The sequence below is a fragment of the Bacteroides sp. AF34-31BH genome (assembly GCF_003602795.1).
In the GTDB taxonomy this organism is placed as follows: domain Bacteria; phylum Bacteroidota; class Bacteroidia; order Bacteroidales; family Bacteroidaceae; genus Bacteroides; species Bacteroides uniformis.
In genome coordinates this window covers 413,726-432,904 of sequence record NZ_QTLV01000001.1, presented here as the reverse complement: position 1 = coordinate 432,904, position 19,179 = coordinate 413,726, and the positions used below count along the sequence as shown (strand labels likewise).

Genomic DNA, 19,179 nt, shown 5'->3' with positions numbered 1-19,179 from the left:
CGACCTTTATTGTTTTAAGTATATTGGGTTTTTAAGATTTCACATTATATACTTCGCGGTAGATGTGTTCCTTTACAGAGTCAAAATCCTTTCCACATTCTATATCTCCATAGGCCATGATGAGCATAGGCAGGTAGTTGTCGCCTGTTTTATAGGGTGGTTGTTGGTAGGGCTTTTCCCATAAGGAGAATCCTTGCCGTTGATAGAAGTTAATGCGGCGTTTAGCCATTTCTTCTTCGGGTATTTCCACTTCCAAGACGATGGGATGTTTTAAGAGTTGGCATAAATGGTTCAGTACGCTCTTTCCATATCCGCCGTTACGCTGTGCGGGGTCAATGGCAAAATGCTCTATATAGTAAAAATGTCCGAAATCCCAGTAAGTGATGAGACCTACCGGGGTGTTGTTATGGAAGATGATATTGTTATAGAAGTGCGTTTTGGTATCTGTATACTTGCGCAATTCCTCTAGTTCCCGGTACTCCTCTGAAGGGAACGATTGAGTCATTAATTTCTCCATGTAGCTGTACAAGTCTGTGTCAGCTGTTGTAATACGTTGAAGTCTGATCATAAGTTCTTTTAGTTTAGTTTGTTTTTATTCAGTATAAAATTCAATGACGCGGCAGATGGCCCGTTGGCAGACCGGGCAGAAAGTAGGGTATTCATTGGTGCGCATGCGGCAATTGTCTGCCGGACGGTAGATGCCTTTGGCAGAATAGCCAGCTCCTTCATATACGCCTACGGGATATGTTCCACTTTCAGAAGAGGGAGTAGGAACGGGAGTTCCTTGAGCAAGCATATCTTTCCATTTGGAAGTGAAATCGATTCTTGTGCTGATGTTCTGTTCCCAGGGTTCCACATCTAGTGGATAGGTATCTGTCATCACGTCATTGTCGTAGAAGTATTCATCGGCCAGTCCGCCAAAGCTATGCCCGAACTCATGTACCACAACGGGGCGGAACATGGGATGGTGGGCGGTAGTAAGGGTATAGGAATTATAGATTCCACCGCCTCCGTATTCTTCCGTATTGGCAAGGATGATGATGTGTTCATACGGTATTCCCGCCAGCGCATCGTGTATGGATTTGACACGGGAGGTTGTCAGATACCGGTCTGAATAGAATGTGCTGAAATGAGAGCTGAATGCTGTCCGTTTCCATTCTCCGAGGCGTGGTACGCTTACTCCGCTGTCTTCGGAGGGGCTGGCCACTGCTACAATGTTGAAGTGCTTTTTCATGGACCGGAAGGGTTCGTGGGCAAACAGACTTTCGCAGGCAATGGCTGCGTCTTCGTAGAATACCGGCATCTCTTCGGGAGTATATCCTTCTGCAAGGATGGCTACGTCGATGCATTTGGCCGTATTGCCGCTTTGCAGCAGATATTTATGTGGTGTGATGTGGGCAGTACCTTTCTGATGTATCAGGATGTCGTCGGGACTGACCGTATGTTTCATGCTTGCCCGTACATTTCTACGCGGGTCGAGAAGTGTTATTTCTATTTCTGCAGGACGAAGGGGATAGGGAAGGAGAAAGGTGTTTTCGAATCCTTTGGTCACTGCTTTGGCTTCATCCGTTTCCAGCCACTCCTGGAAGAGCGAAGAAAAGGATGTTTTGTAGATTACGCTGCCATTGGCTGCATCCCGCATAATGATTTGTCCGTTTCCTTGCAAGGGCAACTCAGACAAATGATGCTTCCTTCCTGCCCAAGAGGGGAGACAAGACAATCCGTCCAGGCATATTTCTTGTCTGGCTGCATTTCCGGTAAAGATATAGTCGACACGCAGGGTCTTATCTGCAAAATAATCGGCAAAGCGTTGGGCATGCAAGGATATTGCCGCCATCAGGCATAATAGGAATAAGGAATACTTTTTCATAACAGTTCATTATTATTGCTACTACAAAGATAATATCTTTAAAGCTCATCTGCAATTTTCCGGTCGTGCGAGATGGAATTTTGCATATGCACTTTGAAATGCCTGATATGCGGTATTATTCTTTTTTTTGCAAGAAAAGTTATAAACCGTATTTTTATTGGCGAAAAAATAGCTAACTTTGCATGTTGCCGTATAGATATGCGGGAGATATAGTAATTTATTAATCATTAGAATTTGAAATGGGACATCATCAATTGGATACTTTAGACGAACAGATTTTAAAACTTATAGCCGATAATGCACGCATTCCTTTCCTTGAAGTGGCCAGAGCTTGTAATGTATCGGGAGCAGCCATTCATCAGCGCATTCAAAAGCTGACAAACTTAGGTATATTGAAAGGTTCTGAATATGTGATTGATCCGGAGAAGATAGGATACGAAACATGCGCCTATATCGGTATCTATCTAAAGGATCCCGCTTCCTTCGATGCTGTGACGAGAGCATTGGAAGCCATTCCCGAGATTGTGGAATGCCATTTTACGACAGGCAAGTATGATATGTTCATAAAGCTTTATGCCCGCAACAACCATCATTTGCTGAGCATCATACATGATAAGTTGCAACCGCTGGGACTGGCGCGTACGGAAACCTTGATATCTTTCCATGAAGCCATCAAGCGGCAGATGCCTATAACGGTAGAAGAAGAGGAAGATTAATTCTACCGGCGGATATAATCGACGAATGCATAAGGGCAGGGATGCTTCTCATCTGCGGGATGGGACTCCCTGCTTTTTTCTTGCCATACAGTCGGAGCGACTTCGGGAAAGTAGGCATCCACCTGAGGGGCTTCTGCATCCACCTCGGTCAGGCAGAGGGCACCTGCAAAGGGGAGTGCCTGGCGATAAACGCTTGCACCGCCGATGATGTAGACGTGTTCGTCGGGCTGGCAACTGTTCAGTGCTTCTTCCAGTGAGGAAAAAACTTCTGCATCGGGACAAATCAAATCTTTTTGAGTGGACAGAACAACGTTGCGGCGGTTGGGAAGCGCGCCTTTGGGGAGAGATTCAAAGGTCTTTCGGCCCATGATGATGGTATTTCCCGTGGTGAGGGCTTTGAAACGCTTCAAATCATTGGGAAGCCAGAATAACAACCGGTTTTGATAACCGATACCTCTCTTTCTATCTACTGCGGCGATAATACTAATCATATGTGTGTAAAATTCTTTTCTCTTTCTATCTTTTTATTGTAGGATTTATACTGACACTTTCCCTGCAATATGCGGATGCGGGTTATAGTTGACCAGCTCGAAATCCTCGAACTTGAAGTCGAAGATGTTTTTCACATCCGGATTGATTCTCATCTGCGGCAAATCCCGCGGTTCACGAGATAGTTGGAGTTTTACCTGCTCCAAATGGTTCAGATAGATGTGAGCGTCTCCTAAGGTATGGATGAAATCCCCGGCTTTCAGTCCGGTGACTTGCGCCATCATCTGCAGGAGCAGGGCATAGGAAGCGATGTTGAAGGGCACTCCTAAAAAAATGTCCGCACTACGCTGGTACAGTTGCAGGCTCAGCCGTCCGTTGGCGACATAGAACTGGAAGAAAGCGTGGCAGGGAGGGAGGTTCATGTTGTCCAAATCGCCTACATTCCATGCGCTGACTATAATCCGGCGTGAGTCGGGATTGTGCTTGATGGTTTCTACAGCTTCGCTGATCTGGTCGATGGATCCGCCTTTATAGTTCGGCCAGGAGCGCCATTGATATCCGTAGATATGTCCTAGGTTGCCGTTTTCGTCTGCCCATTCGTTCCAGATACGTACACCGTTGTCCTGGAGATATTTCACATTGGTGTCTCCCTGGAGGAACCATAGCAGTTCGTATATGATTGATTTAAGATGCAGCTTCTTGGTAGTAAGGCAGGGGAAGCCTTCATCCATGTTGAAACGCATTTGGTGGCCGAATACGCTGATGGTGCCGGTACCCGTACGGTCGCTTTTCTCTACGCCTTCGGTCAGTACGCGGTTCAGCAGGTCTAAATATTGTTTCATGATGTAATGCTCTGTTTTTATCCGAACGCAAAGGTAGGGGAATTAATTAAAGATTAATAATTAAAAATTAAAAACTTAGAGGAAGGGGGTCATCAAGTTTCCCACCCAGCCTACGAATTTCTTCCATCCGGAACGCTTTTTCCAGACTTCAGGAGTGAGCAGCGTACTGTTTTGCATGTCTCGTTCGAACATGGCATTCAGTTCATTGGTGGTCTTGGGGTCGAAGATGAAAGCGTTTGTCTCGTAGTCGTAGCGCAGGCTGCGGCTGTTGAGATTGGCGGTACCTACTGTGCAGAAAGTGCTGTCTACCATCATTATCTTGGAATGGTGGAAGCCGCCGTTGAAGAGATATATCTTGGCTCCTTTCTTCATCAGCTTATGTGCTATATAGAATGAGGCATCCGGTGTAAAGGCTATGTCTGACACGGCAGGTATCATGATTTCCACTTCAGTACCTTTTTTCAGTGCGTTCTTGATTGCCTTGCGGATTGATTTGGTCGGAACGAAATAGGGATTCACGATTCGGATATTCTTCTGTGCGGCTTGTATGGAAGCTGCATAGGCATGGCTGATGGAGCGTGGTGTTTCGCGTGGCGTGCGGTCCACGATGGCTATTTCTTCGGCAATACTGTCGGGCAGTTGCGGAGTGTCCGGAAAATAGGCTGGACCTCCAACGTGTTGTCCCGTCTCCCGGTTCCACATGGTCAGGAAGATGCCTTGCAGATAGCGCACAGCATCTCCTTCAAGATGTATGTGCATATCGTGCCATTTACCGATTTTAGGCAATCCGTTGATGTAGTAGTCGGCGATGTTCATGCCACCGGTATAACCTATCTTTCCGTCAATCACTACTATTTTCCGATGGTCGCGGTGTATGGCATGGTTTACCCAGGGAAAAGTGATAGGGTCGAACTTGACGATTTCGATGCCTTGGGCATGGATGGATTTCAGATGGTGTTCCTTCAATGGTTGGTTGTTGGACCAGTTGCCGAAGGCATCGAACATGGCGCGGACTTCAACCCCTTCCTTGACCTTCTCTGCCAGAAGGCTGAACAAGGCATTGGCTATGGAGTCGTTGCGGAAATTGAAATATTCCAAATGGATATGATGCCGGGCATGGCGGATATTCTCGAAGAGATCGACGAACTTGTCATGGCCGGTCATCAGCAATTTCACTTCATTGTTATAAGTGACGGGGGCGCCCATTTCCTTCAAATAATTCATGACGATGGAATCGCTTGTTGCTTGCGCCCCGGCATTCCCAATAGAAAAAACGAATAATATGATGAATAGAATCTTTCTCAAAACTTTCTCCTCTTAGTTAGTTTTATGAGGGGACAAAGATACGATTTATCATTGAAAAACAACTATGCCATAGATGAAATCTTGCGGTAACCGAAATAGAGCAATACCACTCCGGCAATGATTAACGACTTGGGGTCAAGCTCCGAAGCTCCGCTCCGGATGGCAGTATCGAAGGTTTCGCGCAAGGTGTCCAGTATCAGCTGCACTCCGTCGAGGGAGACGAACAGTACGAGGGCCAGAGTAAAGCAGAATGCTGTCCATATCTGCGCCAAGTGGCGGCTACGGTCGGGCAGATGTCGCAGTACGCGGCGGCTGAACCCGTTATCGGCTATTTCCTGCCGGTGTTCGGCAAAGAATGAAGTCAGGAGTTTATCATCATTTTCCATCATAACCATTTTGTTTTAAGTAGGAAGCCATTTTGTCTTTCGCCCGCGAGAGGTGGCTTTTTACCGTTCCCGCCGGACATCCGGTGATACCTGCAATCTTTTCGATGCTTTGGTCTTCCATGTAGAAGAGCGTGATGCAGGTGCGTTCCATTTCCTTCAGTGTGGCCAGGGCACGGTAAATGTCCATGTGCTGTCCCACGTCCTGCTGCAGTGTGCTGCATTGAGCGTCCACTCGGTACGTATCCAAATCGTCCGTTTCCTTCCGGCTGCGAATATAATCATAAAAAACGTTATAGGCAATACGGTAGAGCCAGGTTGAGAAGCTGGACAAATTCTTGAACGAAGCGATGTTTGTATAGGCCTTGATAAACGTATCTTGTGCCAGGTCGTCACTCAACTCGCTGTCGCCGCAGGTCTGGTGCAGGAAGAACCGCCGCACGGGCGACTGGTACTTCTTTACCAACTGGTCGAAGGCCCTGGTGTTGTGAAACACCACGACCTGTGCGACTAACGATATGTCACCCATCTGACTCATTTTTCTTCGTTCTTCTTCTGTTGGCTGTAGAAAATCACCAATTGTCCGAAGCCGGTGAACATGACGAGCAAGCCGATACATCCGAGACCGAATTCTCCGGTAATGGCCCAAAGGAAGATGAACAGGCCGATGCCGACGAATATGTTGTTGATGCCTTTGCTGCGGATATCCGTTGCTGCGGCTTCTTTGAAGAAGTTTTCAGGCAGTTGCTGTCCGCTGGCCAGGGCCTGTTCCGCCAGGCGGTACTTGGCTTTCCGGTTTTTATAGCGGAAGAAGAATACTACGAATATGATGAGTAGCGGCAGTCCGAATACAAAGACGATGGCTGTTACGGCAATCACGGTTTCCGAGGTCTTGCTCCCGAGGTCGAACCCGTTCCAGTCCATACCGCTGCTATGGTGGGTTCTCCATTTTTCCGGAGCATTGCTACTGCCGGCACCGTTTTCATAAGTCATGACACTGAGTGTGTCTGTTACGGTTTCTCCATTGATGACAGTGTCCCTCAATTCGATGACTCTTTTCTTGTTCCCCTGACCGTCGTTCTCTGTTACGGTTCTGTTTGCGCCTTGCATCAGTGTGCAGAACATCATGGCAAGCATTAATCCAAAAATGATACGTTTCATAATCTATGGTCTTTTAATTTGTTTCTTTGTTGGTTAGACGTATCGTCACCTTTATAAAGTTGCAAAGAGAAGATATTTTTTTTAGAAAACCGGAAATAAGACGATATTTTTAATGGAAATGCTCTATTGTCTTTTTCCTGGAATAACAAGAAGTAGGTATTTGTGACTGTAAATAGAGGTAAATATATAAACCGGGTTGTCTCTTATTGTAAATACTGTTATCTTCGCACATCTGTTTTATTGGGAAGTCTTGACGAAGTTGAAGAATATAATGAAGTATATCCTCCCTCTGCTGTTCATTGCCTATCTGGGAGGGATTACGCTGTTTACCCACTCGCATGTGGTGAATGGTGTCATCATTGTGCATTCCCATCCATTCAAGGGCCAGCATGAGCATACAGAGGTGCAGTTGGAAACCATTTTCTATCTTGCCTCTTTCGTTTCCTCTTCCCTTCCACCGTTTCCGGTTGCCGCGACGGTTTTACTTGTTTTGTTGCGTGTACTGAGCATGCCTGCCACGGAATGCATTAAGTGTGTAAAGCCTCGTGGCGGCATCTGTTTGCGCGCTCCCCCTTCCTTTCTTTGAATCCGATAGATTATGGCGATTCCGTTGTGGGATTGCGTCAACCTCATTGATTAACATATTATTTTAGAAGTACATGAAAAAATATATATTTTTTGTGGTGGGAGCAGTATGTCTGTTACTCTCATCAACCGTTTATGCCGAAGATTTGAAGAGTACCGATGCCAATATTGTCGGTCATGTAATAGAAAAAAGTACAAGGGAACATTTGCCTTATATGACAGTTTCGCTGAAAGGCACCACCATCGGGACCATGACCGATGCCACAGGTCACTATTTTCTAAAGAATCTGCCTGAAGGTGAGTTTACCTTGTCCGTCAGTGCTGTAGGGTATAAGTCGCAGGAGCGCAAAGTCGTTCTGAAACGTGGCAAGACCTTGGAGGAGAACTTTGAATTGGAAGAAGATATGGTGGCACTGGATGGAGTGGTAGTTACTGCCAATCGTAGCGAGACTGCCCGGCGCTTGGCACCTACCTTGGTCAAAGTGGTCACTCCTAAACTGTTTGAACAGACAAACTCGCATACTTTGTCGCAAGGACTGGTCTTTCAGCCCGGTGTGCGGGTAGAGACCGATTGCCAGAATTGCGGCTACTCACAAGTACGCATCAACGGCCTGGATGGAAAATATACCCAGATATTGATAGATTCGCGTCCCATTTTCTCCTCTTTGGCAGGTGTGTATGGGCTGGAGCAGATTCCGGCCAATATGATAGAGCGTGTGGAAGTGGTGCGTGGAGGCGGTTCCGCCTTGTTCGGCTCTTCGGCCATTGCCGGAACAGTGAACATCATTACGAAGGAACCGGTCCGTAATTCAGGTTCTTTCTCGCATACCATTTCCAATTTCGACAGTTCCGGTTCGTTCGATAACAATACGGCCTTGAACCTCTCCCTTGTCTCTTCGGACAATAAGATGGGGGCTTATGTGTATGGACAAAATAGGCACCGTTCGGCCTGGGATTCCAATGGAGACGGTTTCTCCGAATTGCCGAAACTGAAGAACCAGACTATCGGTCTGAATGCTTACTACCGGACAAGTGCCTATTCCAAGCTAAGCCTTGAATACCATCATATGGAGGAATTCCGCCGTGGTGGAAGTGGTTTCAGCTTGCCGCCCCATATAGCCGAGGATGCCGACTTGAATGGTACCGGAGCACCCGGACTTGTGGAGCAGCTGAAGCACTCTATCAATACGGGTGGGCTCAAGTTCACAGCTTTCTCTAAGGACCAGAAACATACGTTCAGCACCTATGCTTCGGCTCAGCATATCGTGCGCGATAGTTATTACAGCGCTTATGGGATGACTACGGACTTTACCGGTGTGCTGGGTGCCCAGTATATTTATCATTTTGACAAGTGCTTGTTCATGCCTGCCGATTTGACCGGAGGCATTGAGTTCAATCACGACAATCTGCATGACAAGGCAACGGACGTACAGAAGTATCGTGATGCTGCTTTGGCCGAAGATCCTACGGCAACGGGTGACCGCTTGCAACAACTGATTGAGAAATATACCCCCGTCCCGTTGAACCAAATGGTGAATATAGCAAGCGCCTATGCCCAGAATGAGTGGAAGAACGAACAGTGGAGTTTCCTGATTGGCGGGCGCGTGGATAAAAACAGCATCATGGACAAGGCTGTTTTCAGTCCCCGTGCCAATATCCGTTATAATCCTACTCAGGATGTGAATATCCGTTTCAGTTATGCTGAGGGATTCCGTGCTCCACAAGCGTTTGATGAAGATCTGCATATCAGTAATGTGGGTGGAGAGTTGGTTTCCATTGTCCGCGCCAAAGGATTGAAGGAAGAGCGTTCGCGCAGCTTCAATGCTTCGGTAGATTGGTACCACTATTTCGGAGATTTCCAGGCAAACCTACTGGTGGAAGGCTTCTACACGAAACTTTCCGACCCGTTTGTCCTGACGCCTCCGGTGAAAGACCCGGATGGTAGCGCTTATCTGATACAGACCCGCATCAATGGTTCGGGAGCTAAAGTGTATGGCGGCACATTGGAAGGAAAGGTTGCCTATAAGGATAAGGTTCAGTTGCAGGCAGGGCTGACGCTTCAACGAAGTATCTATGACTCTCTCGAAGAATGGAGTGCGGATGAGGAGCACTTGTCGGAGAAAGAACGTTACAGCGACAAGATACTGCGTACTCCCGACGTTTACGGCTACTTTACAGCTACCTATATGCCGGTTAAAGCCTTCTCAATAGCTTTGAATGGCAATTATACCGGGCGGATGTACGTTCCCCATCTGCTTTCGGAGGTGAACGGTGAGGCAGACGTATTGGTAAAGAGTCCGGACTTCTTTGAGCTTGGAACAAAGATAGCTTACGACTTTGATTTTCAAGGGTTCTGTTTACAGCTCAATGCCGGTGTACAGAATATATTCAATTCTTATCAAAAAGATTTTGACAAGGGGGCAAGCCGTGACTCCGGTTATATCTACGGACCGGGTGCACCGCGTTCCTATTTTGCAGGGGTGAAACTCAGTTTTTAAAAAGAGTATTGAACCGTGCTTTTTGTTTAGCCCCGTAGATTGGTGAAACGTATTTTGCACTATCTTTGCTGCCATAAAACAGTTCAAAGCATGGAGTTACCCTCATCTTTCACCGATTATACACGCGCCCTCTTGGGTGTGGAAGAATATGAAAAGCTGGCTGCTGCCCTGGAAGGGGAGCAGCCGGTCAGTATCCGACTGAATGAAGATAAATTACCGGAATCTTCATTCAGTCTTTTTCGTTCCTCTTTGGAGCATGTTCCCTGGTCTGCTGCCGGATACTATCTGGACAAGCGGCTGACATTCACTTTCGACCCGCTGTTTCATGCAGGCTGCTACTATGTGCAGGAGGCTTCGTCCATGTTTGTGGAGCAGGCTTTGAGGCGGTATGTGGGCGAAGGACCGGTGGTGATGCTTGACCTCTGTGCGGCTCCCGGCGGGAAATCCACGCATGCCCGTAGCGTGTTGCCCGCAGGCAGTTTGCTGGTGGCCAATGAGGTAATCCGCAACCGCTCGCAGGTATTGGCGGAGAATCTTACGAAATGGGGGCATTCCGGTGTGGTGGTCACTAATAATGACCCGGCAGATTTTTCTTCCTTGACGGACTTCTTCGACGTCATATTGACGGATGTCCCCTGCTCTGGCGAGGGGATGTTCCGTAAAGACCCCGTTGCGGTAAGTGAGTGGAGTGGGGAGAATGTGGAAATCTGCTGGCAGCGCCAGCGTCGCATCGTTACGGATATCTGGCCTTGCTTGAAGCCCGGAGGCATTCTCATCTACAGTACTTGTACCTATAATACAAAGGAAAACGAAGAGAACATCCGTTGGATACGGGATGAATTCGGGGCGGAAGTATTGCCGTTGGAAATCTCTGCTGACTGGAATATTACGGGTAATCTATTGTCGGGAGAGGACTTTCCCGCCTATCGTTTCCTGCCCCATCGGACGAAGGGGGAAGGATTCTTTTTGGCAGTTCTCCGCAAACCGGGCGTGAGCGACGGGAATATCTGGGCCGGGCAGGTGAAATCCAGGGAAAAAGGAAGAAAACCCCAAGGAAAAGGAGCGAAAATTCCGGGTGTTTCCAAAGAACAGCTTTCGGCACTGCGTGAGTGGCTTGTGGCTCCGGACAATTATGAATTTATCGTCAATGACAATAACGTCAGCGCTTTCCCTAAAGAATATCTCTCCGAGTTGTCGGCTTTGCGTTCGTCACTCCGTATCGTGCAGGCCGGGGTGGATGTTGCCGAGTTGAAAGGAAAAGACTGGATGCCTGCTCACGGTCTTGCCATGAATATAGCATTGCAACCGGATGCCTTTGCCCGTGAAGACATTAGTTACGAGCAAGCCATCAACTATCTGCGCAAGGAGGCTGTTGTCCTTTCGGAGATTGCTCCGCGCGGCATTGTTCTGCTCACCTACAAACAGATTCCTTTGGGATTTGTCAAGAATATAGGTAACCGTGCCAACAACCTCTATCCCCAGGAATGGCGCATACGCAGCGGGCATTTGCCGGAAGAGGTACTGGAATTGGCTGCGATTCTATAGAAACTCCCTTTCCATGTGATGCAAAGTTCCTTTCGTGCCTAAGAAATCTTAGAATAAAGCCTTTGTTCCTAAGAATAGAAGTTCTATTTTTAAGAATAAAGGCTTTGTTTGTAGAAATGAAACCTCTATTCCATATTTCCGTAGGGGCGAGGCTCACTTTCCGTAGGCAGGAAAATACTTTTCGGCTACAGCGGGCAAGGAGCTTCGTCCTCCCGGATTTGCAGTCCGGGAGCTTTTCGGGTTCTTGTCATTTAAGGACCTCGAACTGTTCTTTCCAGAGTTTGCGGTATAAACCGTCTTTCTGCGAAAGTTCCTCGTGTGTCCCTTCCTCTTTTACTTCACCATTGTGCAGCACAATAATCCGGTCGGCATGCTTCACGGTACTCAGCCTATGGGCAATGATGATAACTGTCTTGCCCGCATCCTTCATCACTTCCATTACTATTTTTACCTGATTTTCGGCAATGTTGTCCAGCGAAGAGGTTGCTTCGTCCAGAATAATAATCTCCGGATTCTTGTACAAGGCACGTGCTATGGCAATCCGTTGCCGTTCGCCGCCTGAGAGGTTCACGCCGTGCTCACCGATTTGGGTCTGGTAGCCTTTGGGCTGGCGTTCGATGAACTCTTCCAGTCCGAGCATTTCCATCAAGGCCTTTATCCGTATCATCTTGGGATGCAGTTCGCCTACGGCAATGTTTTCGGCGATGGTTCCGGAGAAAAGCTCGATGTGCTGGGGCACGGTGCCGATGCGTTGGCGCAGGCTCCGGTTGTCTATTTCGGCGATGTCATGCTTGCCGATGCGGATATGTCCTCCTTGAATGGGGTAGATATGTTGCAGCAGTGACATCAGTGTGGTTTTTCCGGAACCGCTTTCACCCACGATGGCTGTCATCTTTCCCTTCTCTATCGTCAGGTTCAGCGCAGAGAAGATTTCCTTGCGCGAACCATACCTGAAGCAGACGTCTTCAAAGCTGATGTCTCCTACCATCTCCTCGGTCAGTTCTATCTTCTGCTCCTCGTTCTGTTCGCGTTCCAGGTCCATGATTTGGAAAAGGCGGTCGGCGGCAATCAGTGCGTCTTGTATGGTCTGGTTGGAAGAAATCAGTGAACCGATGGGCGATATGACGTATCCTACCAGCGAGTAGAATACCATCAGCGTGCCCGGCGTAAGCTCCTGGTCGATGACCAGCACACTGCCCAGCCACAGGATGGCGATTGTGATTCCGGTTGATACGAACTGTATGCCTCCTTGCGCCATGATGGAACCGTAGATGCTGCGGTAAGTGTTCTTCAGCAGATGTACGAAGCGCGTTTCCGTTTTCAGGTTGGCATATTCCTCGATGCCGAAGCGCTTGATGGTGGAGATGGAGTTGAGAGATTCTACCAGTTGGGCCTCCAGGTCGGCACTGCTCTCCATGATGTGGCGCTGGTATTTGCGGTTCAGCTTGTTGAAGCTGTAGAATATCACCAGGAACAGAGGCGCGGCCAGCAGGGTAATCAGTGCTAGCTTCCACGAGTAGACGAACATCAGGCATACGGAAAACAGCAGTATCATGACGTTGACCAGCAGGTCGAGCGATACGTTGTTGATGAAGTTGCGGATTTTTACGGCATCGTTCACGCGCGATATGATTTCGCCCACCCGCATGGTGTCGAAGAACTGCTGGGGCAGTGTCAGCAGGTGCTTGTAATAGCCCAGTATCAGCGCCGCATCAATCCTTTGTCCGGTTTTCAGGGCAAGGATGCTTTTCATGGCGCCGATGAACGTGCGCAGCAACAGCAGGACGAGCATGATGACCCCCATGAGGTTGAGCAGGTTCAGGTTTCTGTCCACCAGTACATAGTCGGTGATTTTCCCGACGTAAATGGAAGTGGATAGTCCCAGAATACTGTAGATAAGTGCTCCGAAGACGGCTTGCAGCATTACGCTTTTGTGCGGTGCCATCAGCGAAAGGAATTTCTTCGTCATGCCGGTTTTCTCATTTCCGGTTTTGAAGGTTGCTTCCGGTTCCATCAAGATGAGCACTCCCGTCCACTCTATCAGGAAGTCCTCATGGTCCATTTTGTGCATCTGTCCGTCTCCGGGGTCCATGTAGACTATGTGCGTGTCCGCCACTTTGTAGATTACGATGAAGTGTTGCAGCTCTCTTTTCACTACGATGTGGGCAATGGCGGGCTTGGGCACCAGCCTCAATGCATCGAACTCGGCGCGCACGCCTTTGGCAGACAGCCCCAGCTTGGCGGCTGCTTCTATCATTCCCAGCACATTGGTTCCCTTCTGGTCGGTGAAGGCATATTGGCGGATGCGTGCCACGGGAAATTGCAGCCCGTAGTAGGCACATACCGAGGCGAGGCAGGCAGCCCCACAGTCCGTAATGTCGTGTTGTTTGATTTTGATTCCTTTTCTGAGTCTCATAATTGTTTCCTTTTTTAATTGTTTCTTGCCATCATGTTTTCGCTTTCATATTGTCGCGGGTTTGCCCAGTCGTCCATCTTCTGGTATAGCAGGTCGAAGAGCGAACGGCGTGTCACCATGAAATGGGCGCTGACTGTCATTCCCTTCTTCAACCGGCCTATCCGTCCGTTTTTCCGTTTCAGGTAATCGCGCTCCATTTCACATTTCACCTTGTAGAAGGAGTTGCCTTGGGCATCGGTCAGGAAGTCCGATGATATGTCTTTCACCTTTCCCGGTAGAGTTCCCCACTCGTTGTAGTTGAAGGATTCCACTTGCACATGCACCGGCATGCCTATGCTCATGAACCCTATGTTTCGTGGGGCTACGTAGACTTCCGTACACAGCGTGGAGTCGGGGCTGATTACTGCAAGCGACTGGCCTGCCTGAATGCTGCTGCCCTTGTAGATGCCCGAGAACTGGTCTACGGTACCTGCCACCGGGCTGCGTACAATGTACATGTCCTTGTCCTTCTGCTCTTGTTTCAGTGTGGTGCTCATTTCGTTGCACTGGTTGCGATAGCTGTTCAGGTCTGCTTGCCAAGTACTGATTTGGCTTTGTATCAGTGAGGCAAGTTCATTCTGCTGGCTTTGATATTGAAAGTAGTAGCTGTCATATTCTTCTTCCGAAATCAGCTTTTTGTTGAACAGAATCTTTTCGCGTTCGTATTCCTTCTTGGCTTTAGTGAGGGATGTTTCCAGTTCGTTTTTCCGTTTGGTGAAGTAGGCGTACTCTTGTCGGCGCACCGGAGAACGGAAATTTGCAGGTACCTCTCCGCGTGACAGATAGGTGAGGTCTGCCAGATGCGCTTCATAGTCGTTCAGGCAGTTGGTCTGATAAGTAATCTTGTAATCGGGATTGCTGGTGCGGAATCGCAGCAGAATATCCCCTTTGTTCACTTGCTGCCCTTCGCGGACGTATACGGAATCTACCAGTTCGGTGACGGCTGCCTTGATTTCCGTCTTTTCCGTTACCGGGCGTATCACTCCGCTGCCTTGTACGGAGATGTCTATATAGATAAAGGGGAGGGAGATGAGGGCGGCGGTAACGGCTGCCAATACTACCCAATAGATGGCTTGTGATTTGGTGGTGTGCTGATAGTTGTAGACTTCAATGCTGTTTTCTATCCATTCGTTCGGTAAAAGTGACATATCTTCTTGCTTTAAGGGTTAATACTTTTGTTCTTAATTAATGGAGCAAAGGTAGGGCGATAAAGGAAGAAGATATGTTAGGGGAATGTTAGTCGTAGGTTAAAGTTCCACGCTGACTCCGCTTGTCTGTAAAGATCTTATTTGCAGATTTTCTTTTGAGGGCTAACGGTGAAAGGCATCTTCGGGATGCGAAAAAGAAAAAGCCTGCATTAAAGCAGGCTTTCACAAATATTTTTTTCTATACAATAGGAATGAATCCTTTGAAAAATACATATGCACCGAAGAGAGCTAAGGCACCAGTAAGGGTTGAGCCAATTGCATGCCCAATTTCTCGGCCTTCTTCAAAGCCGCCACCATATATTTCCTGCTGTTCATTAAGTGTTAAATTTTTCATACTTCATATTTTATTAAAGACCTACTAATCCTTGAAAAAAGCCACATATTAAACCTCCCAAAGTGCAAAGGTTATCCCAATTTTGGTTTATAACATCTTGGTCCATATAGTATGCTCTAGGAACCTCTCCACCATTAATGTTCTGTAATTCAGTCTTACTCAAACTGATAAGTATTTCTGTATTATTCATTGTTCATTCTTTTTTTTATTTTAATATAATCTATCATTATAAAGAGTACTAAAATCCTAATAGCTACTCTCATCGAATGCATTATTTCCTTTTTTAAATCAAAACATTCATCTTTTAAATATAAAACGCAAAGCGCCATTAATGTTAATGATGTAAATGCGATTATAGTCTTAAGTATTGCATCCAATCTTCTGTCATCACACAATTTAATTGTTTTCATCTTCTTTAATGTTGTTAATTTGCGTTCTATTCGTTTATTTTCTTAATCGGGGTGTCTCTAATTCTCATATTATTAGGTTATTATTAGTTAATGCGCTTTTCTATTGCGATTAATAGAATTTGAAATCCTCTTTGCTTGGTGTCTTAAAATCCGGCATACCATTGTTGTCGTCTATGGGCTTAATGGGAGAATCGGTGGGGGCATATCCTCCCGATACAACTCTCTGCTCTTTTTTTGTTAAAGGCTTTACCTTGTGTTCGATGTTCTTTTCCATTGTTTTTCTTTTTAAAGTTAATGTTTGAATAATGAATCTCTGATAGTAAGCGGTGTTGTAAATGCGCTGCTGAAACCGATATCTGCATCGCAGATGCAACAACCGCTTAAAAACATATCTTAGGGTTTTGATTTTTCTCTACGTACACTTATGATATAATGGGCGCTTTGTAAGGCAATTCCAGTTAATACAACCAGCCATCCGTCTGCTTGAAACGATTTGTTTGTTAGGAATTCAGTTATTTTCAAAGCGCAAGGAAATCCTATCATAAAGGTACAAGCAAATAGCAGAGACTTTAAACGCTTGCCATCCGTCTGTTTTGGTTCTTTTCGGATGCTAAGGGGAAATAGGACGGCAAATGCGATTGATGTCAATATTCCGATGATGTCATAATGCTTGTCATATAGAAATGACACAATGAAAATCATATAAAGCACGATGATTGACATATTGTATTTTGCAGTAGTATTTGCACACATAAGTCTCAATTTAGTTGCTTAAACACATGTCGCAGGCATATGAAAATCCTGCTCCCCAAAGTATTCCCATCACTTCGCTACAGGTTGTGCCAAGTACTCCTCCTATCCCATCTGCAACGATTACGGCCCGTGATTGGGAATCTCTTGTTTGTGGCCAATATTCATCCGAGCCTTCGGCTATATTTTTGAATACGATTAGAAGATGCCCTCCTTTCTTGTTCTTGTTCTGCTCAATGAGTGAAAGGTTCTGTTCGCTTAATGGATTTCCGTCTGGGTCGGAAATGATTTCAATAGCCTTTTTTACGTCAATGTCGATATTGTCATTTGCATTAATGCGTTTTAAGACGAGTGTGCGGATGCTTTTTACGTCAAAGTCTTCGATTGCCATATTCTCAAACTCGCTGAAGTCGGCATTGTCGTTGTCCGCTCTGGTCATAATTTCATTATAGCAATATTTGCCATTGTCATTCAGCCTCTGAAAACAGTTGACTAAATCTTTCATTTTAGTTTTATTGCTTATGCATAATCCGATTTCCGAATCTTTCATTTGTTCCAATAGGTAATTGTGAACTTTTCCGACACTATCTATAGTAGCAGAAATTGTTCCCTTTTCTTTGCTGAAGGAGGCATTCATGTCATTGTCGTTTTGGCATCCGAAGAATGCAGCCAAACATAATGATGCTAATAAATAAAAATACTTGTTCATTGTTTTTTCTTTTTTAAAGTTACTGTTTGAATAGTGAGTCTCTGATAGTAAGCGGTGTTGCAAATACATTGCTGAAACCGGTATCTGCATCGCAGACGCAACAACCGCCATACGTGTTGATACATTCTTCCAATGTGAGGGCTCTCATAGCTCGATTGACTCTTTTCCCCAATAAGGAGACATTACATTAAGTCGCTCCATATGTCTCCTGGCATGTTTATTGGTGGTATATTGTGGCAACATACTACTAAATCTTCCGGTCTTATAATCATTGGAGGTATTCCAATATATCCACCGTTAATACTCTCTGCTTGCTTCTCGTCAATGGGGTTAAGCCCCAGCTCTTTTAAATTTTTCATAATCGATAATTTTGTGTTTGTTAGACATATTGTTAATAAAATCGTTTAGCTTGATATAGGAATGAATCAAATGTTTCCATTCCAACCGAATCATTTTGCATTTTTGTTTCCAGTCTTTACTTTCTTGACCCAGAAGCTGTCGCTCTGCTTCGCAACTGCCACCACATAAGTATTTAGCCCAGCATTGTCGGCAACTTGCAAGTTGTGATACTTCTTTTGAACGGAAAAGCTGTAATCTGCTGTTATCAATACCTTCGGACACATTTCCTACGGACATATCTTGATGGGAAAGCATGTTCTGGCATGGATAATACTCTCCTGCTTCGTCTACAATAAGACTGCTTCTGCCCGCTGCACATCCTTGGTATCTTACACTCTTGGTTCTTAGGCGGTTGATATTCCTATGAAAGTCGTTGCAGTAGATGGTTTCTTTGTTCATTAGCTTTCGGGTAAAAAAGTTCATGACCTCGCCCAGTTGCTTGTCTATTGCCTTAATGCCGTTGGCATCAAAGTGGGTCGTGCTCCGGTCCTTTATATCGGAATCAATAGTAAAGGCATAAGAGTAAGGGACTTCCATGCTCTCGAAAAAATGGAACGTCTCGAGTAACCTTGTGCTCTTTGGGCTGATGGTAGCCCTTAGATTGAAGTCTACACCACCTTTTTTGAGTCTTTCTATATTTTCGGCTATTCGTCTGAAACTGCCGCGACCGTTAAGGAATACCCGGTTTGCATCATTCACCTTTTGCGGCCCGTCAATGCTGACTGTAACGGTGAACTTTTCTTGTACAAAGAAGTTCATCATGTCATCGTCTATCAATGTGCCATTGGTATTCAGCAGGAAGCATACGTTTTTGTTCCGTCGGAATATGATTTCTTCTTTGGCTATTTCCACTACGTCTCTGACAAACTGCTTGTGTAATAGCGGCTCGCCGCCGAAGAAGTAAATGGTGTATCGTTCGCTGTCGGGATTACCTTCAAGCATGTTGGCAATTGCGTTTCTGGCTACCGAAAGGGGCATCACGCTTTTTTTGTCTTGCAGGGTCGAAGCAAAACAATATTTGCAGGACATGTTGCAGCCATGCGTTACGTTCAGTGTCAGCATATCTTGTTTTTGCTTTTCGTAGCAGGCGGAAGGTACTGTACATAAACTTTTAAGGGTTTCCGTCACCTTGTCAATGGTGGTGTCTCCTAAGGTATTGCCGTCGTCTCTTCCCGCGCATCTTTTGAAATAGGCATCCGTCGTGGGATTGCTTATTTCCAGAATCTGCTGGCTGCCGGATAGGAATACATATTTCTTTTTGTCGAAAGAAAAGACATGAAAATCTCCTTGTTTTAATAAACTGCTCATATCTGAAATGAATTAAAGACGGTTGGTAATATGTTATGGAAAGTACTTTAAAGTAAAATACTTTCTTGTTTTATTTTATCCCTTTCTTATATACTTCATTTGCATAAAAAAAACAGAGAGATGCAATGGTTGAACCGATATATAGAATCGACCTTGTCTCAAAAACGGCAAATATGGTACATGAGGCAATTAATACCCCTAATCCTGCATAG

At 46.1% G+C, this 19,179-nt stretch carries 21 protein-coding genes; 4 read left to right on the top strand and 17 right to left on the bottom strand.

The genetic code is table 11. The features are described from left to right. Nucleotides 1-31: 31 nt before the first annotated feature. Both DWZ67_RS01790 and DWZ67_RS01785 read right to left on the bottom strand, forming a co-directional pair. Nucleotides 32-568 (bottom strand): GNAT family N-acetyltransferase, encoded by a 537-nt coding sequence (locus tag DWZ67_RS01790; protein WP_005827111.1) that lies wholly within the window; start codon nucleotides 566-568, stop codon nucleotides 32-34. A gap of 24 nt (nucleotides 569-592) precedes the next feature. Further along, nucleotides 593-1,870 carry an IgA Peptidase M64 gene (locus tag DWZ67_RS01785; RefSeq protein WP_016272989.1) on the bottom strand — a complete coding sequence of 426 codons (1,278 nt, stop codon included), beginning with the start codon at nucleotides 1,868-1,870 and terminating at the stop codon, nucleotides 593-595. A gap of 239 nt (nucleotides 1,871-2,109) precedes the next feature. Here DWZ67_RS01785 and DWZ67_RS01775 point away from each other — a divergent pair, with 239 nt between their 5' ends. Next, a complete protein-coding gene (locus DWZ67_RS01775) occupies nucleotides 2,110-2,586 on the top strand; it encodes an Lrp/AsnC family transcriptional regulator (protein WP_005827104.1) in 477 nt (158 codons plus the stop codon). A gap of 2 nt (nucleotides 2,587-2,588) precedes the next feature. Here DWZ67_RS01775 and DWZ67_RS01770 read toward each other — a convergent pair whose 3' ends face one another. The 6 genes from DWZ67_RS01770 to DWZ67_RS01745 form a co-directional block, all read right to left on the bottom strand. Next, nucleotides 2,589-3,077 carry a dihydrofolate reductase gene (locus DWZ67_RS01770; protein WP_005833093.1) on the bottom strand — a complete coding sequence of 163 codons (489 nt, stop codon included), beginning with the start codon at nucleotides 3,075-3,077 and terminating at the stop codon, nucleotides 2,589-2,591. Between the two features lie 45 nt (nucleotides 3,078-3,122). Continuing rightward, a complete protein-coding gene (locus DWZ67_RS01765; protein WP_120138018.1) occupies nucleotides 3,123-3,917 on the bottom strand; it encodes a thymidylate synthase in 795 nt (264 codons plus the stop codon). A 75-nt stretch (nucleotides 3,918-3,992) separates the two neighbouring features. Next, nucleotides 3,993-5,222, bottom strand: coding sequence for a cardiolipin synthase (cls, locus tag DWZ67_RS01760; protein WP_207888797.1), 1,230 nt, complete (start codon nucleotides 5,220-5,222; stop codon nucleotides 3,993-3,995). A 62-nt stretch (nucleotides 5,223-5,284) separates the two neighbouring features. Further along, nucleotides 5,285-5,611 carry a DUF5056 domain-containing protein gene (locus DWZ67_RS01755; RefSeq protein ID WP_005827095.1) on the bottom strand — a complete coding sequence of 109 codons (327 nt, stop codon included), beginning with the start codon at nucleotides 5,609-5,611 and terminating at the stop codon, nucleotides 5,285-5,287. Next, nucleotides 5,598-6,143 (bottom strand): RNA polymerase sigma factor, encoded by a 546-nt coding sequence (locus DWZ67_RS01750; protein ID WP_009037971.1) that lies wholly within the window; start codon nucleotides 6,141-6,143, stop codon nucleotides 5,598-5,600. Before DWZ67_RS01750 ends, DWZ67_RS01755 begins: the two co-directional genes overlap by 14 nt. Then, nucleotides 6,140-6,766 carry a DUF6249 domain-containing protein gene (locus DWZ67_RS01745; protein WP_016272986.1) on the bottom strand — a complete coding sequence of 209 codons (627 nt, stop codon included), beginning with the start codon at nucleotides 6,764-6,766 and terminating at the stop codon, nucleotides 6,140-6,142. Before DWZ67_RS01745 ends, DWZ67_RS01750 begins: the two co-directional genes overlap by 4 nt. 271 nt (nucleotides 6,767-7,037) lie before the next feature. Here DWZ67_RS01745 and DWZ67_RS01735 point away from each other — a divergent pair, with 271 nt between their 5' ends. From DWZ67_RS01735 to DWZ67_RS01725, 3 genes are all read left to right on the top strand, one after another. Further along, nucleotides 7,038-7,352, top strand: a complete 315-nt coding sequence (locus DWZ67_RS01735; protein ID WP_120138017.1) for a hypothetical protein — start codon at nucleotides 7,038-7,040, stop codon at nucleotides 7,350-7,352. Nucleotides 7,353-7,425: 73 nt separating this feature from the next. Beyond that, nucleotides 7,426-9,849, top strand: a complete 2,424-nt coding sequence (locus DWZ67_RS01730) for a TonB-dependent receptor (protein ID WP_120138016.1) — start codon at nucleotides 7,426-7,428, stop codon at nucleotides 9,847-9,849. Nucleotides 9,850-9,939: 90 nt separating this feature from the next. After that, nucleotides 9,940-11,394, top strand: a complete 1,455-nt coding sequence (locus DWZ67_RS01725) for a methyltransferase RsmF C-terminal domain-like protein (RefSeq protein WP_120138015.1) — start codon at nucleotides 9,940-9,942, stop codon at nucleotides 11,392-11,394. A gap of 247 nt (nucleotides 11,395-11,641) precedes the next feature. Here the strand turns inward: DWZ67_RS01725 and DWZ67_RS01715 are convergent, their stop codons facing one another. From DWZ67_RS01715 to DWZ67_RS01685, 9 genes are all read right to left on the bottom strand, one after another. Next, complete coding sequence (locus tag DWZ67_RS01715) at nucleotides 11,642-13,810, bottom strand: peptidase domain-containing ABC transporter (protein ID WP_120138014.1); 2,169 nt, start codon at nucleotides 13,808-13,810, stop codon at nucleotides 11,642-11,644. Between the two features lie 14 nt (nucleotides 13,811-13,824). After that, nucleotides 13,825-14,997, bottom strand: coding sequence for an HlyD family secretion protein (locus DWZ67_RS01710; RefSeq protein WP_120138013.1), 1,173 nt, complete (start codon nucleotides 14,995-14,997; stop codon nucleotides 13,825-13,827). A 238-nt stretch (nucleotides 14,998-15,235) separates the two neighbouring features. Beyond that, a complete protein-coding gene (locus DWZ67_RS20025) occupies nucleotides 15,236-15,391 on the bottom strand; it encodes a hypothetical protein (protein WP_165852445.1) in 156 nt (51 codons plus the stop codon). A 13-nt stretch (nucleotides 15,392-15,404) separates the two neighbouring features. Beyond that, nucleotides 15,405-15,581, bottom strand: coding sequence for a bacteriocin (locus DWZ67_RS01705; RefSeq protein WP_117703640.1), 177 nt, complete (start codon nucleotides 15,579-15,581; stop codon nucleotides 15,405-15,407). Next, nucleotides 15,574-15,801 (bottom strand): hypothetical protein, encoded by a 228-nt coding sequence (locus tag DWZ67_RS01700; protein WP_057281623.1) that lies wholly within the window; start codon nucleotides 15,799-15,801, stop codon nucleotides 15,574-15,576. Before DWZ67_RS01700 ends, DWZ67_RS01705 begins: the two co-directional genes overlap by 8 nt. 109 nt (nucleotides 15,802-15,910) lie before the next feature. Further along, nucleotides 15,911-16,075: a hypothetical protein gene (locus tag DWZ67_RS20020; RefSeq protein WP_153881080.1), complete on the bottom strand. Its 165-nt coding sequence runs from the start codon at nucleotides 16,073-16,075 to the stop codon at nucleotides 15,911-15,913. A 489-nt stretch (nucleotides 16,076-16,564) separates the two neighbouring features. Further along, the gene (locus DWZ67_RS01690) at nucleotides 16,565-17,260 is read right to left on the bottom strand and encodes a hypothetical protein (RefSeq protein WP_133302934.1); all 696 of its coding nucleotides are present in this window, start codon (nucleotides 17,258-17,260) and stop codon (nucleotides 16,565-16,567) included. 182 nt (nucleotides 17,261-17,442) lie between these two features. Further along, a complete protein-coding gene (locus tag DWZ67_RS20015) occupies nucleotides 17,443-17,619 on the bottom strand; it encodes a hypothetical protein (protein WP_153881081.1) in 177 nt (58 codons plus the stop codon). Continuing rightward, nucleotides 17,591-18,967, bottom strand: a complete 1,377-nt coding sequence (locus DWZ67_RS01685) for a radical SAM/SPASM domain-containing protein (RefSeq protein ID WP_120138011.1) — start codon at nucleotides 18,965-18,967, stop codon at nucleotides 17,591-17,593. Before DWZ67_RS01685 ends, DWZ67_RS20015 begins: the two co-directional genes overlap by 29 nt. Nucleotides 18,968-19,179: the final 212 nt, after the last annotated feature.

Excerpts from the sequence above, each read along its gene's own strand:
- DWZ67_RS01790 (WP_005827111.1), bottom strand. The coding sequence starts at position 568 with ATGATCAGACTTCAACGTATTACAACAGCTGACACAGACTTGTACAGC.
- DWZ67_RS01785 (WP_016272989.1), bottom strand. The coding sequence starts at position 1,870 with ATGAAAAAGTATTCCTTATTCCTATTATGCCTGATGGCGGCAATATCC.
- DWZ67_RS01775 (WP_005827104.1), top strand. The coding sequence starts at position 2,110 with ATGGGACATCATCAATTGGATACTTTAGACGAACAGATTTTAAAACTT.
- DWZ67_RS01770 (WP_005833093.1), bottom strand. The coding sequence starts at position 3,077 with ATGATTAGTATTATCGCCGCAGTAGATAGAAAGAGAGGTATCGGTTAT.
- DWZ67_RS01765 (WP_120138018.1), bottom strand. The coding sequence starts at position 3,917 with ATGAAACAATATTTAGACCTGCTGAACCGCGTACTGACCGAAGGCGTA.
- DWZ67_RS01755 (WP_005827095.1), bottom strand. The coding sequence starts at position 5,611 with ATGATGGAAAATGATGATAAACTCCTGACTTCATTCTTTGCCGAACAC.
- DWZ67_RS01750 (WP_009037971.1), bottom strand. The coding sequence starts at position 6,143 with ATGAGTCAGATGGGTGACATATCGTTAGTCGCACAGGTCGTGGTGTTT.
- DWZ67_RS01745 (WP_016272986.1), bottom strand. The coding sequence starts at position 6,766 with ATGAAACGTATCATTTTTGGATTAATGCTTGCCATGATGTTCTGCACA.
- DWZ67_RS01735 (WP_120138017.1), top strand. The coding sequence starts at position 7,038 with ATGAAGTATATCCTCCCTCTGCTGTTCATTGCCTATCTGGGAGGGATT.
- DWZ67_RS01730 (WP_120138016.1), top strand. The coding sequence starts at position 7,426 with ATGAAAAAATATATATTTTTTGTGGTGGGAGCAGTATGTCTGTTACTC.
- DWZ67_RS01725 (WP_120138015.1), top strand. The coding sequence starts at position 9,940 with ATGGAGTTACCCTCATCTTTCACCGATTATACACGCGCCCTCTTGGGT.
- DWZ67_RS01715 (WP_120138014.1), bottom strand. The coding sequence starts at position 13,810 with ATGAGACTCAGAAAAGGAATCAAAATCAAACAACACGACATTACGGAC.
- DWZ67_RS01710 (WP_120138013.1), bottom strand. The coding sequence starts at position 14,997 with ATGTCACTTTTACCGAACGAATGGATAGAAAACAGCATTGAAGTCTAC.
- DWZ67_RS20025 (WP_165852445.1), bottom strand. The coding sequence starts at position 15,391 with ATGAAAAATTTAACACTTAATGAACAGCAGGAAATATATGGTGGCGGC.
- DWZ67_RS01705 (WP_117703640.1), bottom strand. The coding sequence starts at position 15,581 with ATGAATAATACAGAAATACTTATCAGTTTGAGTAAGACTGAATTACAG.
- DWZ67_RS01700 (WP_057281623.1), bottom strand. The coding sequence starts at position 15,801 with ATGAAAACAATTAAATTGTGTGATGACAGAAGATTGGATGCAATACTT.
- DWZ67_RS20020 (WP_153881080.1), bottom strand. The coding sequence starts at position 16,075 with ATGGAAAAGAACATCGAACACAAGGTAAAGCCTTTAACAAAAAAAGAG.
- DWZ67_RS01690 (WP_133302934.1), bottom strand. The coding sequence starts at position 17,260 with ATGAACAAGTATTTTTATTTATTAGCATCATTATGTTTGGCTGCATTC.
- DWZ67_RS20015 (WP_153881081.1), bottom strand. The coding sequence starts at position 17,619 with ATGAAAAATTTAAAAGAGCTGGGGCTTAACCCCATTGACGAGAAGCAA.
- DWZ67_RS01685 (WP_120138011.1), bottom strand. The coding sequence starts at position 18,967 with ATGAGCAGTTTATTAAAACAAGGAGATTTTCATGTCTTTTCTTTCGAC.